12 protein-coding genes are annotated in these 15,699 nt (G+C 64.9%); 8 read left to right on the top strand and 4 right to left on the bottom strand.

Going from position 1 to position 15,699, the window contains the following annotated elements; genetic code table 11:
- The first annotated feature begins 11 nt into the window (after positions 1-11).
- From N2602_RS29195 to N2602_RS29175, 5 genes are all read left to right on the top strand, one after another.
- On the top strand, positions 12-1,112 hold the full coding sequence (locus N2602_RS29195) for an LLM class flavin-dependent oxidoreductase (RefSeq protein ID WP_260380227.1): 1,101 nt from the start codon (positions 12-14) through the stop codon (positions 1,110-1,112).
- A complete protein-coding gene (locus N2602_RS29190) occupies positions 1,109-2,047 on the top strand; it encodes an ABC transporter substrate-binding protein (RefSeq protein ID WP_260380226.1) in 939 nt (312 codons plus the stop codon). The genes N2602_RS29195 and N2602_RS29190 overlap by 4 nt, the downstream gene beginning before the upstream one ends.
- Before the next feature lie 374 nt (positions 2,048-2,421).
- Positions 2,422-3,267 carry a CmcJ/NvfI family oxidoreductase gene (locus N2602_RS29185; RefSeq protein WP_260380225.1) on the top strand — a complete coding sequence of 282 codons (846 nt, stop codon included), beginning with the start codon at positions 2,422-2,424 and terminating at the stop codon, positions 3,265-3,267.
- 101 nt (positions 3,268-3,368) lie between these two features.
- Positions 3,369-3,683, top strand: coding sequence for a septal ring lytic transglycosylase RlpA family protein (locus N2602_RS29180; RefSeq protein ID WP_172787388.1), 315 nt, complete (start codon positions 3,369-3,371; stop codon positions 3,681-3,683).
- A gap of 44 nt (positions 3,684-3,727) precedes the next feature.
- The gene (locus N2602_RS29175; RefSeq protein ID WP_260380224.1) at positions 3,728-4,897 is read left to right on the top strand and encodes a Gfo/Idh/MocA family protein; all 1,170 of its coding nucleotides are present in this window, start codon (positions 3,728-3,730) and stop codon (positions 4,895-4,897) included.
- Between the two features lie 192 nt (positions 4,898-5,089).
- Here the strand turns inward: N2602_RS29175 and N2602_RS29170 are convergent, their stop codons facing one another.
- The 4 genes from N2602_RS29170 to N2602_RS29155 form a co-directional block, all read right to left on the bottom strand.
- Positions 5,090-6,400: an ABC transporter substrate-binding protein gene (locus N2602_RS29170; protein ID WP_172787386.1), complete on the bottom strand. Its 1,311-nt coding sequence runs from the start codon at positions 6,398-6,400 to the stop codon at positions 5,090-5,092.
- A 164-nt stretch (positions 6,401-6,564) separates the two neighbouring features.
- Entirely contained in the window at positions 6,565-9,075 is a 2,511-nt protein-coding gene (uvrA, locus tag N2602_RS29165) for an excinuclease ABC subunit UvrA (protein ID WP_260380223.1), read from the bottom strand.
- A 147-nt stretch (positions 9,076-9,222) separates the two neighbouring features.
- Positions 9,223-10,407 carry a calcium-binding protein gene (locus N2602_RS29160; RefSeq protein ID WP_260380222.1) on the bottom strand — a complete coding sequence of 395 codons (1,185 nt, stop codon included), beginning with the start codon at positions 10,405-10,407 and terminating at the stop codon, positions 9,223-9,225.
- 216 nt (positions 10,408-10,623) lie between these two features.
- Complete coding sequence (locus N2602_RS29155; protein WP_260380221.1) at positions 10,624-11,856, bottom strand: SMP-30/gluconolactonase/LRE family protein; 1,233 nt, start codon at positions 11,854-11,856, stop codon at positions 10,624-10,626.
- A 180-nt stretch (positions 11,857-12,036) separates the two neighbouring features.
- On the opposite strand from N2602_RS29155, the gene N2602_RS29150 reads away from it, so the two are divergent.
- The 3 genes from N2602_RS29150 to N2602_RS29140 all read left to right on the top strand — a co-directional run bounded on the left by N2602_RS29150 (position 12,037) and on the right by N2602_RS29140 (position 15,542).
- Entirely contained in the window at positions 12,037-12,306 is a 270-nt protein-coding gene (locus N2602_RS29150) for a hypothetical protein (RefSeq protein WP_172787527.1), read from the top strand.
- Between the two features lie 472 nt (positions 12,307-12,778).
- Entirely contained in the window at positions 12,779-14,341 is a 1,563-nt protein-coding gene (locus tag N2602_RS29145; protein WP_212258301.1) for a 2-isopropylmalate synthase, read from the top strand.
- 196 nt (positions 14,342-14,537) lie between these two features.
- Positions 14,538-15,542: a TRAP transporter substrate-binding protein gene (locus N2602_RS29140; protein ID WP_260380220.1), complete on the top strand. Its 1,005-nt coding sequence runs from the start codon at positions 14,538-14,540 to the stop codon at positions 15,540-15,542.
- The last annotated feature ends 157 nt before the right edge of the window (positions 15,543-15,699 follow it).

Below are 15,699 nucleotides of genomic sequence, written 5' to 3'. Positions count from 1 at the left end.
GGGAGACGATCATGTCGATCGAGTTCATCGGCTTCATCAGCAACAACAATTCGTCCGAGACCATCGTCCGGGAAGGGCCGGTGCTCAATCCGACCCACATCGAGACGGTGGCGAAGGCGCATGAGAATGCCGGCTTTGATCGGGCGCTGCTGGCGTTTCATTCGACGTCGCCCGACGCGCTTCAAGTCGCCCAGCACGTGCTGAGCCACACTGAGCGCCTCAACGTGCTGATCGCGCAGCGGCCCGGCTTCACCGCGCCGACGCTGCTGGCGCGGCAGTTCGCAGTGCTCGACCAGTTTTCCCGCGGTCGCGTCGCGCTCCATGTCATCACCGGCGGCAACGCCACCGAGCTGCGGCAGGACGGCAACACGCTCGACGACAAGGACGAGCGCTATGCCCGCACCTCCGAATTCCTCGACGTGCTCAAGCTGGAATGGACCAGCGACAAGCCGTTCACCTACAGGGGCAAATATTACCAAGTCGAGAACGCGTTCTCGCAGGTGAAGCCCTATCGTCCCGAAGGCATCCGCGTCTATTTCGGCGGCGCCTCGGATGCGGCGATCGACGTCGCCGGCAAGCACGCCGATACCTTTGCGCTGTGGGGCGAATCCTACGCGCAGGTGCGCGACGTGACCTCGCGCGTCCATAACGCGGCGGTGCGGCAGGGGCGGCCGACGCCGCGCTTCAGCCTGTCGGTGCGGCCGATCATTGCGCCGACCGAGAAGCAGGCCTGGGAGAAAGCCGAGGAGATTCTGGCGCGGGCCACTGCGCTGCAGGACAAGACCGGCTATCGCAAGCCCGCCGACGGCCATGCCACCGCCGGCGCCCGGCGCCTGCTCGCGCTGGCCGACCAGGGCAGCCGGATCGACAAGCGGCTCTGGACCGAGATCGCAAAACTCACCGGCGCCAACAGCAACACCACCGCGCTGGTCGGTACGCCCGAGCAGGTCGCGGAGGTCTTCGGCGATTATTACGATCTCGGCATCAGCCATTTCCTGATCCGCGGCTTCGATCCGCTGATCGACGCCATTGACTACGGCCGCGAGCTGATCCCGCTGACGCGCGAGCTGGTTGCCAAGCGCCAGGCGGTCCGCGGCGAGGCCGCAGAATGATCCGCCTCATGCTGGCCGGCGCGCTGCTGTTCGGTTCATTCGAGCTGGCGGCGGCGCAAACCACTCTGCGCGTCGGGGACCAGAAGGGCAATGCGCAGGCCGTGATGGAAGCGGCCGGCGTGCTCAAGGACGTCCCATACAAGATCGAGTGGAAAGAGTTTCCCGCGGCCGCGCCGCTCCTGGAAGCGCTCAGCGCCGGCGCGATCGAGACCGGCCTCGTTGGCGATGCGCCCTTCACCTTTGCCGCCGCCTCCGGCGCGCCGGTGAAGGCGATCGCCGCCATCAGGCAGACGCGCGAGGGGCTTGCGATCCTCGTGCCCGAGACTTCGCCGATCAAGAGTTTTGCCGATTTGCGCGGCAAGAAGATCGCGACGGGCCGCGGCTCGATCGGTCATCAGCTGATCCTCGCCGCGCTCGAGAAGAATGGCTGGGCTGCGAGCGACGTGCAGATCGCATTCCTGGCGCCGTCGGACGCCAAGATCGCCTACACGCAAGGCTCTGTCGATGCGTGGTCGACCTGGGAGCCTTATGTGAGCCAGGAGGAGGTGCTGTTCAGGTCGCGCCGCATCATCACGTCGGAAGGGCTTACGCCAGGGCTGAGCTTCCAGGTGGCGCGGCCCGAGGCCATCCGCGACAAGCGCGCGGAGCTGACCGACTTCATCCGCCGCCTCACCGCGGCGCGGGCGTGGTCGCTGAACAACATCGACAGCTACGCCGCGACCTGGGGCAGGCTGATGAACATCCCGACCGCCGTGCCGCAGAACTGGCTGTCGCGCGCCAAGATCCGCATCGCGCCGATCGATGACGGTGTGGTCGCCGACGAGCAGGCGACGATCGACCTCTATTTCCGCTGGGGACTGATCAAGCAGAAGCTCGATGCCGCGGAGATCGTCGATCGCTCGTTCACGGACGCGATTGCGAAGGCGGGGTTGTAGCCCTTTTTCTCGGTGGCAACGCCGCTTCTTCCCCTCTCCCCTTGTGGGAGAGGGTGGCTCGCCGCGTAGCGGCGAGACGGGTGAGGGGTCTCCCTCCGCGTGCTCACCTCTCACAGTCGAGTTCACGGGTAGATACCCCTCATCCGGCGCTTCGCGCCACCTTCTCCCACAACGGGAGAAGGAGAAACGCTCTCACGAGCACCTCAAGGACTCGTGAGGAGAGGCGATGGTTTCCAGCGCAATCGCCTTCTTCGAAATATTCCTTCTGCATTCTCTCCGCCCGACAACACTCTCATTGCTATTTGCACCGCACCTCTTGCGGCACGGTGCGCTCCCGCAAAAATCAATCCGACGACCACATCGGGAGACCGGCCATGGGCCTGCAAGAAACAAAAATCGAATCGCTTCCCTTCGTCACTGCCGAACTCAACTATCTCGCACCAATCGACGGCAAGCCGCGCACCTACGCGTTCGATCCGCCGCCGGGTGAGCCGAAAAGCACCTCGCTGCCGGAGCCGCACCAGGTCCCGATCTTCGATGCGCGGCTGATCGCGCAGAATTTCTCGCTGGACCGCGAGGGCTTTGCGCTGGTGCGTCACCCGACGCAGGTGAAGGATTTTTACAACGACGACGAAATCCGCAGCGTTTACTATCCAGCGGTCGAAGCGTTCCTGCGCGCGACGCTGAAGGCCGACCGCGTCTTCATCTTCGACCACACCGTGCGCAAGCGTGTCGAAGGCGCGCCTGATATCCGTGACGGCGGGCCGCGCCAGCCGGCCACGCGCGTCCATGTCGACCAGACCGCAATCTCCGGTGCCAACCGCGTGCGCGAGCATCTGCCCGACGAGGCCGAGGAACTGCTGAAGGGCCGCGTGCAGGTGATCAATCTGTGGCGGCCGATCCGCGGCCCCTTGCGCGATTCACCGCTCGCCATGGCCGACGGCACGACGGTGGCGCCGGAAGACCTCGTCGCTTCCGACCTGATCTATCCCAACCGCCGCGGCGAGACCTACTCGGTGAAATACAATCCGAACCACCGCTGGTTCTATTTCCCCGAGATGACGGCGGACGAGGCGCTGCTGCTGAAGTGCTACGATTCCGCAACCGACGGCCGCACCCGCTTCGGGCCGCACACCGCGTTCCTCGATCCGACCACGCCGGCCGATGCGGCGCCCCGCGAAAGCATCGAGGTCCGCACGCTGGTGTTCCACCGGCAGTAACAAAGTGTGATGGCATTGCCGGGCATCGCCCGGCAATGCTCCTGGAACTTTGAGGAACAAAGCGACGTTTGCAGGGCCGGGCAGGGAACCGGGAGGGTGCCGTGCAAGCGCAGACGACGCTATTGGTAGCCCTGGCCAGCTTTTTGCTTTTTGCCTTTTCTGTTGCCCACGCTGAAAGCGGGCTTGCTTCTTACTACGGATACGCAAAAGCCGGCAAAGGCGGCGAGCTGACCTGCGCCCACCGCACGCGCCCGTTCGGCACCGTGCTCAGGGTGTCCTACAGCGGACGCACGATCCAGTGCCGCGTCAATGATCGTGGCCCGTTCATCCGCGGCCGCATCGTCGATCTCTCGGTGCCCGCCGCCCGCGCGCTCGGCATGATGAGCGCCGGCGTGGTGCGCGTCTCGGTGGATTAGGCCTCCAGGCGCGCTATAGTGCCGCCCATTGCAAAGGGGGCGCTATGGCCAGGATCAGGGTGGGACTCGTCGGCTGCGGCTTCGTGTCGGAGCTGCACATGTATGCGTTCCGGCGCGTCTATGGCGTTGACGTCGAGGTCGCGGCGGTCGCTGCCCGCGGCGACAAGGTTGTCGCGTTCGCCCGCCATCACAATATCCCGCGTGTTTACCGCAGCTTCGCCGAGCTGATCGCAGACCGCGATCTCGATGTCGTCGATATCTGCACCCCGCCCAATCTTCATGCCGAGATGATCGTCGCCGCCATGCAGGCCGGCAAGCATGTCATCTGCGAAAAGCCGTTCGCCGGCTATTTCGGCCGCGAAGGCGATCAGCAGCCGATCGGCAAGCACGTGCCGAAGGCGCTGATGTATGAGCGCGTGATCGAGGAGATGGACAGGACGCGCGCCGCGATCGAGCGCACGGACAAGCTCTTCATGTATGCCGAGGACTGGATCTACGCGCCGGCCGTGACCAAGACCGCCGAGATCATCAAGGCGACCAAGGACAAGATCCTGTTCATGAAGGGCGAGGAGAGCCATTCCGGCTCGCACGCCGCGCATGTTGCGCAATGGGCGATGACGGGCGGCGGCTCGCTGATCCGCATGGGCTGCCATCCGCTCTCGGCCGTGCTGTATCTGAAGCAGGTCGAAGCCAAGGCGCGCGGCGAGCGCATCCGTGTCGCCAGCGTCACCGGCGATGTCGGCAACGTCACCGCCGGCTTGAAGCCGGAGGAACGCAGCTACATCAAGGCCAATCCCGTCGACGTCGAGGATTGGGGTACGCTCACCGCTACCTTCTCCGACGGCACCAAGGCCACCGTGTTCTCCGGCGACATGATCATGGGCGGCGTGCGCAATCTGATCGAGACCTATACGAGCGGCGGCTCCCTGTTCGCCAACATCACGCCGAACAATCATCTGATGAGCTACCAGACCAGCGAGGAGAAGCTCGCGAGCGTCTACATCACCGAGAAGGTCGACCGCAAAACCGGCTGGCAATATGTCTGCCTCGAGGAGGAATGGACGCGCGGCTATTTGCAGGAGATCCAGGACTTCATGGAGTGCGCCGCGACAGGACGCCAGCCGCTGTCGGATCTCGCGCTGGCCTATGAGACGATCAAGGTGAACTACGCGGGATATTGGGCGGCGGAGGAGGGGAGACGGGTGGTGTTGTAAATCACCACGCACGCCGCGAACCCTTCTCCCCTTGTGGGAGAAGGTGGCGCGAAGCGCCGGATGAGGGGTTGCTTCAGCGAATGCGAAAGTGAGAGGGTTTACGCGCGGAGACAACCCCTCACCCGTCTCGCCGCTACGCGGCGAGCCACCCTCTCCCGCAAGGGGAGAGGGTGTACCCCGCTCGTGCCGCTCTCACGCCCCGTAGGTCGAGCCCTTCGGCAGCGGGAAGACCGGGTCCTGCGTACGAATGTTCGTCGGCCACACCACGGAAATGTGCTCGCCGGCGTTCTGCATCACGACCGGCGTCGAGCGTTCGTTCTGGCCGGAGAGCGGCGTGCCCGGCGGGAAGAATTTCACGCCATAGCCCTGGATCGTGCCGCCGGCGGGGATGTCGACGTCGAGCGCCGCTTTCCGGATCGCCTCGGGCTCGAAGCTGCCGTACTTCTCCTTGGCGACCGGCAGCACGTGGTTGAGCAGCACCCAGGTCTGGTTGAAGCCCATCGAGCAGTGCGGCGGTACGTCGGTGGCGCCGGTCTTGGCCTGGTAGCGACTGACCATGGTCTTGATCAGATCGCCCATTCCGGGCGCGAGCTTGGCGGGATCGAGCAGCTGCGCCGGCACCGGGTCGATGTTGCAGAAATTGTCGATGTCGGCGCCGAAAGTGGCACGCAGCTTGTCGAGCTGGCTGTAGCCGGCGCCGGCTCCGAACAGCATCTTGAAGCGCAATCCGCTCTCGCGCGCCTGGCGCAGGAACAGGGTGATGTCGGGGTTGTAGCCCGCATGCGAGATCACGTCGGCCTTGGCACGCTTGATCTTCGTCACCAGCACCGACAGGTCGGGCGCGGAGGCCGAATAGCCCTCGCGCAGCACGACTTGGATGCCAGCCTCCTTGGCGTAAGTCTCGTCGGCAGAAGCAACGCCGACGCCATAGGGGCCGTCCTCGTGGATCAACGCGACCTTGACCTCCTTCGGGTCCATGCCGAGCTTGGCTTTGGCATGCTCGGTGAGGAAGCTTGCAAAGGCCTGGCCGTATTGATCCGAATGGATCTGCGCGCGAAACACGTATTGCAGGTTCTTGTCCTTGAACACGGCGGTCGAGACCGCGGTCGTGATCCAGAGGATCTTCTTCTGCTGCTCGACCTTGGCCGCGAGCGGCACCGCATGCGAGCTCGCATAGACGCCGTTGAGGATGTCGATCTTCTCCTGGCTGATCAGGCGTTCGGCCTCGTTGATCGCAACGTCGGGCTTGCTCTGCGAATCCGCGGCGACCGGAGCAACCTTGTATTTGCCGCCGACACCGCCCTTCTCGTTGACGAGATCGATGGCGATCTGCGCCCCGATCGACGAGGCGACCGAGCCGCCGGCGGCGAAGGGGCCGGTGAGGTCGTAGATCAGGCCGATGCGTAAATTCTCGGCTTGTGCCTGGGCGCGTGTCCAATCGAGGCTGAGTGCGGCGGCGGCAGCCGCCGAGGTCTTCAGCAGCTGCCTGCGTGAAGTCGGCATCCTATCCTCCCTCAAAACCGTCGTTCGATCTTGTTGTTGTCGCGAAGTATGGGGAGCGGGACGGAGGAAAGTCAACATCGCGAAAGTCGAGGTCCGCCGCTCGCGGCATAGAACGCAATTGCGAGATGACCGCGAGGCGACCGTGCCGACGATCGCTGCGCGCGCTATTGCGCCAGGCGCCGCGCCAGATAAGGCGCGGTCTTCCCGCCGGCCTTGGCGACCTGCTCGGGCGTCCCCGATGCGACGACACGGCCGCCTTCGTCACCGGCGCCAGGTCCGAGATCGATGATCCAGTCGCTGTGCGCCACGACGTCCATGTCATGCTCGACCACGATCACGCTGTTGCCGCCGTCCACGATGCGTTCGAGCTGCGCGATCAGGCGCTCGACGTCGCGCGGGTGAAGGCCGGTGGTCGGCTCGTCCAGGACATAGAGCGTGTGGCCGCGTTGCGGACGCATCAGCTCGGTCGCGAGCTTGATGCGTTGGGCTTCGCCGCCCGACAGCTCGGTCGCGGACTGGCCGAGGCGGATATAGCCGAGCCCGACCTCGCGCACGACCGACAGCGACCGGTTCAGCGCGGAATCGCCCTCGAAGAACTCGAAGGCCTCGTCGACGCGCATCGCCAGCACGTCCGCGATGGATTTGCCGTTGATCTTCACCTCCAGCGTCTTGTCGTTGTAGCGCGCACCCTTGCAGGTCGGGCAGGGCGCGTAGACGCTGGGCAGGAACAACAACTCGACGCAGACGAAGCCCTCGCCCTCGCAGGTCGCACAGCGGCCCTTGGCGACGTTGAAGGAGAAGCGGCCGGCGTCGTAGCGGCGCGACTTTGCCTGCGGCGTCGCCGCAAACAGTTTTCGCACGTGATCGAACAGGCCGGTATAGGTCGCAAGGTTGGAGCGCGGCGTGCGGCCGATCGGCTTCTGGTCGACGACGACGAGGCGGTTGACGTGGTCGAGGCCGGCTACGATCTTGCCGCCCAGCGTCTCGACGGTCGGCGCCAAGCTGTCGTCGTCGGCGTCGGTGGCAAGCGAATGGCCGAGATGCGCGGCGACGGTCTCGACGAGGAATTGGCTGATCAGGCTGGATTTGCCGGAGCCCGACACACCGGTGATGCTGGCGATGATTCCGAGCGGAATGTCGACGTCGAGGCCGCGCAGATTGTTGCGGGTCACGCCCCTGAGCTTCAGATGTCCTTCCGGCTCGCGGCGGACCGTCGGCAGCTTCTTGCGGGGATGCGCGAGATAATGCGCGGTCCGCGATTGCGCGATCGCGCCGAGCCCCGCCGGGGGCCCGCTGTAGAGAATGAGCCCGCCGCCGTCGCCTGCGTCCGGGCCGACATCCACCAGCCAGTCCGCGTGCCTGATCACTTCTATCTCATGCTCGACCACGAAGATGGAGTTGCCGGCACCTTTCAGCCGGTCCAGTGCGCGCCGCAGCGCCTCAGTGTCGGCGGGATGCAGGCCGGCCGACGGTTCGTCGAGCACATAGACGACGCCGAACAGGTTGGAGCGGACTTGCGTCGCCAGACGCAGCCGCTGCAATTCGCCCGGTGACAGCGTCGGCGTGCTGCGTTCGCAGGCGAGATAGCCGAGGCCGAGATCGAGCAGGACGGCGAGGCGCGCCGACAGATCCTCGCAGATGCGCCTGGCAACAACGGTCTTCTCCGATTTGTCCGACGAAGCTCTCGCAAATGGCTTGATCACCTCGTGCAACTGCTTGAGCGGCAGGTGCGACATTTCGGCGATGTTGAATCCTGCGAACCTCACCTTGAGCGCCTCGGGCTTCAGCCTTGTGCCGTGGCAGGTCGGGCAGTCCCGCGTGATCATGAATTGCGCGACGCGGCGCTTCATCATCGCGCTCTCGGACTTGGCGTAGGTCTGCATCACGTAGCGCTTGGCGCCGGTGAAGGTGCCCTGATAGCTCGGTTCCTCCTTGCGGCGTAGCGCCCGCTTGACCTCGGCGGCATCGTAGCCGGCATAGACAGGAACGGTCGGCTGCTCCTCGGTGAACAGGATCCAGTCGCGGTCCTTCTTGGGCAATTCGCGCCAGGGCTTGTCGACGTCGTAGCCCAGCGTCGTCAGGATGTCCCGGAGGTTCTGGCCCTGCCAGGCACTCGGCCAGGCCGCGACAGCACGCTCGCGGATCGTCTTGCTGTCGTCGGGCACCATCGACTTCTCGGTGACGTCGAGCAACCGGCCGATGCCGTGGCAGGTCGGGCAGGCGCCCTCCGGCGTGTTGGGCGAGAACGCCTCCGCATAGAGCATCGCTTGGCCGCGCGGATAGTCGCCGGCGCGGGAATAGAGCATCCGGAGCAGGTTCGAGATGGTGCTGACGCTGCCGACCGAGGACCGCGTCGTCGGCGCCCCGCGCTGCTGCTGCAGCGCCACCGCCGGCGGCAGGCCTTCGATGTCGTCGACCTCGGGGATCTGCATCTGGTGGAACAGGCGCCGCGCATAGGGCGACACCGATTCCAGGTAGCGCCGCTGCGCCTCGGCATAGATCGTGCCGAAGGCGAGCGAGGATTTCCCGGAGCCCGACACGCCCGTGAACACGACGAGGACGTTGCGCGGAATGCGGACGTCGACATTCCTGAGGTTGTGCTCGCGCGCACCCCGGACCCGGACGAACCCGTCATCCTGCGTCAGGTTTTCGGTCTGCTTTGGTCGATCGTCCATCTCGCGCCTCTCACCCAAACCGGGGTAACGGCAAGATCGCAGGATAGGTCCTCCCATGCCAGAGTGGCGCCTGCGGTCTGGACGAAGAGAAGGCCCGCCGCGGGGATCGCGGCGGGAGCGATGCGAGGCCGGCGGTCTCACCGCGCGTCAGATGATGAAATCCGTGGCCTTGAGATCGGCGGCGTGGATTCCGTTCAGCGTGATCGTGTCATCGCTCGTCAGGTGGATCACGGCGTTGCCGGAGCCGTCGTCGCCGATCAGGCTCTTCAACGCGCTCCATCCTGCCAAGCCGTAACGGTGCACGTCGATGACGTCGTGCTCCGCTGCGGTGCTGCCTCCAGCCTTGTTGCCCTGATCGAAATCGTTGATCACGTCCTGGCCTGAAGCCGCGTTGAAGACGAACAGGTCGTTGTTCGGTCCGCCCCAGATCTGATCGTTGCCGCCGCCGCCGTTGAGGATGTCCCGGCCGCCGGCGATCGAGCCGCCCACGGCGGGGGTGTAGATGCTTGCATCGCCATACAACCGGTCGCCGCGGTCGCTCCCGTAGAGGATATCGCTGCCCCCCTGTGCGTTGCCGGACATCAGCGAGCCATCGCCGACGAGGGTGATGGAAGTCGAATCGGGGTTGCCGTCGACCCTTGCGATCAGGACGTCGTCTCCGCCGCGGGCATTGTCGCTCATGTAGCCGCCATCGCCGAAAAGCGATGCGCCGCCGGACCGCGCGTCGGCCCCGATCGTATAGATCAGCACGTCATTGCCGCCGCGTGCATCGCCCATCATGGATATCAAGGCATCACCGGACATCGACACGTTACCGGAGGGGCCGGCCTGGACCACGCTGATGACGTCGTTGCCGCCTTGGGCGCTCCCGCTCATGAGCGATCCGCCATCGCCGCTGAACTCACCATACGATCTGTCGCCCATCTCTGCCGTGACGAGGTCATTGCCGCCCCTGGCTTCACCGGTCATGGCGATTTCGGCGTCCCCCGAGAGGTAGACGCTCGCAAAGGTCGCGCGCGCGGCCTCGACATGCAGCACGTCGTTGCCGCCGTGGGCCTGGCCGGACATGATCTGTGCGTCCCCGTCGAGCTGCGTATAGTCCAGGCGGCCCTGGACGGTCGCGACGAGAAGGTCGTTGCCGCCATGCGATCGGCCCTCCAGAGTCGCCTCGTCACCGACGAACAGCAGGCTGCTGGGCCCGTCATCGACCGTTGCGATCATGATGTCGTTGCCGCCGTGGCCGTCGATTGGTAGCCCGCGGTCTCCGAACTCGGTCACGAGTTCCTGGCTTCCAACGCTGACGATGATGGTGTCGTTTGGCATGCGGCGCATTGCGCAACTCCCACTTCATGCCCGAGGCCGGCTGGAGATAGCGTCATGCTTTCACGCCGCGCCACGGTTCTGCTGCGCGACCTATCTTCGTTGCTATGATGGCGGAGATTTGCTCGACGGTCGGAAAGCGACGGTCGGCGTCTTGGTATCGTCACAAAACGCAAAGTCTCCGCGCCGGCGCTTCACGCCGGCGCGCTCGCTCGTGGAGGGGGCCGCTCAGCCCGGCCCGGCGCCTTGCGTCGCCGTGTACACGGCGTAGAGCGATTGGCTCGCGGCCATGAACAGGCGGTTGCGCTTGGGGCCGCCGAAGCAGACGTTGCCGCACACTTCCGGCAGACGGATGCGGCCAAGCAGCTTGCCCTCCGGCGACCACACCGTGACGCCGCTGTAGCCGACCGCGCGGCCGGCATTGCTGGAGGCCCAGAGATTGCCGTTGACGTCGCAGCGCAGACCGTCCGGTCCGCATTTCACGCCGTCGATCACGCAATCGCTGAACCTCTTCAGGTTCGACAGCTTGTTGTCGCTGCCGACGTCGAACACGAAGATCTCGCCCTTGCCGCCGGCGCCGGTGTCGCCGGGCCCCTTGCCGGTCGAGGCGACGTAGAGCTTCTTGTAGTCGGGCGAGAAGCAGAGCCCGTTCGGGTCGGGCACCTGGTCCTCGGTGACGACGAGGTCGATGCGGCCGGAGGGATCGATGCGGTAGCAATTGGTCGGCAGCTCGCGCTTGCCCGGCACGAAGCCGGCCGGCTGACCGATCCGCGGATTGAGCTTGCCGCCCGTATTGCTCGGACCACCGGCGACGTCGGGCTCGCCTTCGTAGAGCTGGCCGCCATAGGGCGGATCGGTGAACCAATAGCTGCCGTCGGGATGCGCGGCGATGTCGTTCGGCGAGTTCAGCTTCTTGCCCTGATAGGACTCGGCGAGCACCGTGGCGGTACCGTCATGCTCGTAGCGCGTCACCCGCCGCGTCAGGTGCTCGCAGGAGAGCTGGCGGCCCTGGAAGTCGAAGGAGTTGCCGTTGGAGTTGTTGGAGGGCGAGCGGAATACGGTGACACGGCCGTCATCCTCGGTCCAGCGCATCTGCCGGTTGTTGGGAATGTCGCTCCATAGGAGATAGCGGCCCTGCGCGCTCCACGCCGGGCCTTCGGCCCAGAGCAGGCCCGTATAGAGACGCTTGATCGCGGTGTTGGGCTGGGCGAGGTCGTTGAAGGACGGATCGACCGCGATGATGTCGGGGTCCCAGAAATAGGTCGTCGGCGCGCCACCAGGGCCGAAATCGCGCGGCGGCGTCGTGATCGTCGTCGGCGGTGCGGCAGGCCCGGTCTGGGCCAGCGCGGGGCCCGCCAGCGTGGCCGCGGCGCCGAGCGCCAGTCCCCCGACAAGCGTTCGTCGTGAAAGCGCAGCATTCTGCGCACGCTGCTCCTGCTCAGGAGCCTCCTGGCGTGTCATCGTATCCTCCCGGTTATGTTCGGCCGGCCGGTTGATCCGGCCAAGCGAGGCGGAGGTTAGTCCGGTCCGCGTCCGGTTGCGAGGGGTTGACTTGAAACCGCTGAGTGATCGCAGGTCGCAATTTCGTCACCTTCGAGTGCGTTTGGAGTGCAGGGCGCTAGGGGGATAAAGCTGGAGCTCATTGTGCAAGCCGTCGTCCTGGTTGTCCTTGTCTCGTTCGCATTTGCGGCTGGCTATTTCACGCGGGACCACGTCTCGCGAAAAAGGCGGGCGGAGGCACGCCGCTGGCGCGAGTACACGGAGCCGGACTGGCTCGCAGCCCACGCGCCGGCCAACACCAACGAGATCGTGAAGGCCGGCACTGCTGCTCCCGTGGCGACCGGCGAGCTCGGCCAGATGCTGAACCGCTGGGAGAGTAGGGCGCGCGCCCGCCGCACCGGCACCGCCTAGGCTCTCCCTCGCAAATCTTGCAGCCTGGATGGAGCGGAAGCGAAATCCAGGACCGTGTTCCCGCATTCCGCGTCGCTCCATGCGGGCTACGCCCTCGTGCAGCGGCCGTTAGGTCACGTATGTTGACCATCTTTTGGCGTTGCAGTTGCGGCCATTTCTCGTCTAGAAACGGGCGCATCGAGCCTCCCGGCAACCAACCGTCAACGGTTTTGACCAAGGATTTGAGGCTCAAACGGGTCCGGCAATGCTGATTCGCGGCCAAATCGAGGGGATTTCGGGGGAGGTGGCTCAGGCCGCCGCCGCGATCCCGGCCGCGTCGCTGCCCACCCTCCTTATTGGCGGCCTTCTTCTTACTTGCCCCTGAGGGCCGGCTGGGCGCCATGCGCCTGGGCGCTCAGGGGTTGGTCGAGATCACCGGACACCTCAAGCGCCAAGGAAAGAACGGCGCAAACGCTCAAAAGGAAATCTAGGAATGGCCACCGTGAACAAGTCCGAGAAGGACCGCGTCATCATTTTCGACACCACGCTGCGCGACGGCGAGCAGTGCCCCGGCGCCACCATGACCTTCGAGGAGAAGCTCGAGGTCGCCGAGCTGCTGGATGATATGGGCGTCGACGTCATCGAGGCCGGCTTCCCCATCACCTCGGAGGGCGACTTCCAGGCCGTCAGCGAGATTGCCCGCCGCTCCAAGAATTCGGTCATCGCCGGCCTGTCGCGCGCCCATCCCGCCGACATCGACCGCTGCGCCGAGGCGGTGAAATTTGCAAAACGCGGCCGCGTTCATACCGTGATCGCGACCTCACCGCTGCACATGCGAGTGAAGCTGAACAAGACCCCGGAGCAGGTGATCGAGACCTCGGTCGCCATGGTCGCGCGCGCCCGCAACCAGATCGACGACGTCGAATGGTCGGCCGAGGACGGCACCCGCAGCGAGATGGATTTTCTCTGCCGCATCGTCGAAGCCGTGATCAAGGCCGGCGCCACCACGGTGAACATCCCCGACACCGTCGGCTATACGGTGCCGGAGGAATACACCCACTTCATGAGGACGCTGATCGAGCGCGTGCCGAACTCGGACAAGGCGGTGTTCTCCGTGCACTGCCATAACGATCTCGGCATGGCGGTGGCCAATTCGCTGGCCGGGATCACCGGCGGCGCGCGCCAGGTCGAGTGCACCATCAACGGCATCGGCGAGCGCGCCGGCAACGCCGCGCTCGAAGAGATCGTGATGGCGATCAACGTGCGCAACGACAAATTCCCTTACTGGAATAAGATCGACACGACGCAGCTGACCCGCGCCTCGAAGCTGGTGTCGGCGGCGACCTCGTTTCCGGTCCAGTACAACAAGGCCATCGTCGGCCGGAACGCCTTCGCGCATGAGAGCGGCATTCACCAGGACGGCGTGCTGAAGGACGCTTCGACCTACGAGATCATGCGACCCGAGATGGTCGGCCTGAAGCAGTCCTCGCTGGTGCTCGGCAAGCATTCCGGCCGCCACGCCTTCGTGCACAAGCTGGAGGAGATGGGCTACAAGCTCGGTCCGAACCAGCTGGAGGATGCTTTCACGCGGATGAAGGCGCTCGCCGACCGCAAGAAGGACATTTACGACGAGGACATCGAGGCGCTGGTCGATGAGGAGATGGCGGCCTCGCACGACCGCATCAAGCTGACCTCGCTGACCGTGATCGCCGGCACCCATGGCCCGCAGCGCGCGACCATGAAGCTCGACGTCGACGGCCAGATCAAGATCGAGGAAGCCGAGGGCAACGGCCCGGTCGATGCCGTGTTCAACTGCATCAAGCGCCTGGTGCCGCACGAGGCCAAGCTCGAGCTGTACCAGGTCCACGCCGTCACCGAAGGCACCGACGCGCAGGCGGAAGTGTCGGTGCGGCTGGCGCAGGACGGCCGCTCGATGACGGCGCGCGCGGCGGATCCGGATACGCTGGTGGCTTCGGCCAAGGCCTATCTCGGCGCGCTCAACAAGATCGTCATGAAGCGCCAGCGCGACACGGTGACGACGGCCGCGGCGAGCTGACGAACGAAGCTGCGAGTTGTTGCACCTCTCCCGCAAGCGGGAGAGGGGGCGCAGCGGTGCTCGCGGCGTGCACCATGAATGGCTGCCCTGCTAAGGGCCAATAGCGAGCGTGCAGGCGAGCCGCTATTGATGCAGCCGGCATAAGATTGGCTACCCGGCACCGCCGGGCGGCCCAAACAAATAACAGGGAGAAACTATGCGCACCTTGGCAATCGCTGCGTCCATCGCGGCTCTGGCACTTGGCTTGAGCGGGCCGGCACTGGCCCAATCACCGATCATCATCAAATTCAGCCACGTCGTCGCCACCGACACGCCGAAGGGCAAGGGCGCGGAGAAGTTCAAGGAGCTCGCCGAGAAGTACACCGGCGGCAAGGCCAAGGTCGAGGTCTATCCGAACTCGACGCTCTACAAGGACAAGGAAGAGCTCGAGGCGCTGCAGCTCGGCAGCGTGCAGATGCTGGCGCCGTCCAACTCCAAGTTCGGGCCGCTCGGCATCCGCGAGTTCGAGGTGTTCGATCTGCCCTACATCCTTCCGGACCTGAAGACGCTGCGAAAGGTGACGGAAGGGCCGCTCGGCACCAAGCTGCTCAAGCTGCTGGATGCCAAGGGCATCACCGGCCTTGCCTATTGGGACAACGGCTTCAAGCAGATGAGCGCGAACAAGAAGCTGATCACGCCCGCGGACTACCAGGGCGTCAAATTCCGCATCCAATCCTCGCGCGTGATCCAGGCCCAGTTCAAGGCGCTCGGCTCGCTGCCGCAGGTGATGGCATTCTCGGAAGTGTACCAGGCGCTGCAGACCGGCGTGGTCGACGGCCAGGAGAACACCTGGTCGAACATCTATACCCAGAAGATGCACGAGGTGCAGAAATACATCACCGAGACCAATCACGGCTACATCGGCTACGTCGTGATCGTGAACAAGAAGTTCTGGGACGATCTCCCGGCCGACATCCGTGGCCAGCTGTCGAAGGCGATGAAGGAAGCGACCGATTTCAGCAACGCGCAGTCGCAGAAGGAGAACGACGACGCGCTGGCCGAGATCAAGAAGAGCGGCAAGAGCGAGATCATCAAGCTCACGGCCGAGCAGGACGAGGCGATGCGCAAGGCGATGGAGCCGGTCTACAAGGATGCCGCCGGCCGCGTCGGCCAGGCGCTGATCGACGAGTTCGTGAAGGAAGCCAAGAGCACGACGAACTGACCGCCACCGGCGGCCAGGGAGGGCTTCCGCGCACCGCACGGAAGCCCTTTTTTGTTGCAAATCGTTTTAGTTTGCATCTGAACGGGCATTCACGGCGGTACATTTCTACAAGAGCGCGCTTCCTGTCCAAGTTGTAAGTTGCGCGACAGCCTGCTCG

The organism is Bradyrhizobium sp. NC92, from assembly GCF_025200865.1.
Taxonomy (GTDB): Bacteria; Pseudomonadota; Alphaproteobacteria; order Rhizobiales; family Xanthobacteraceae; genus Bradyrhizobium.
This window is presented reverse-complemented; position numbering and strand designations above follow the sequence as displayed.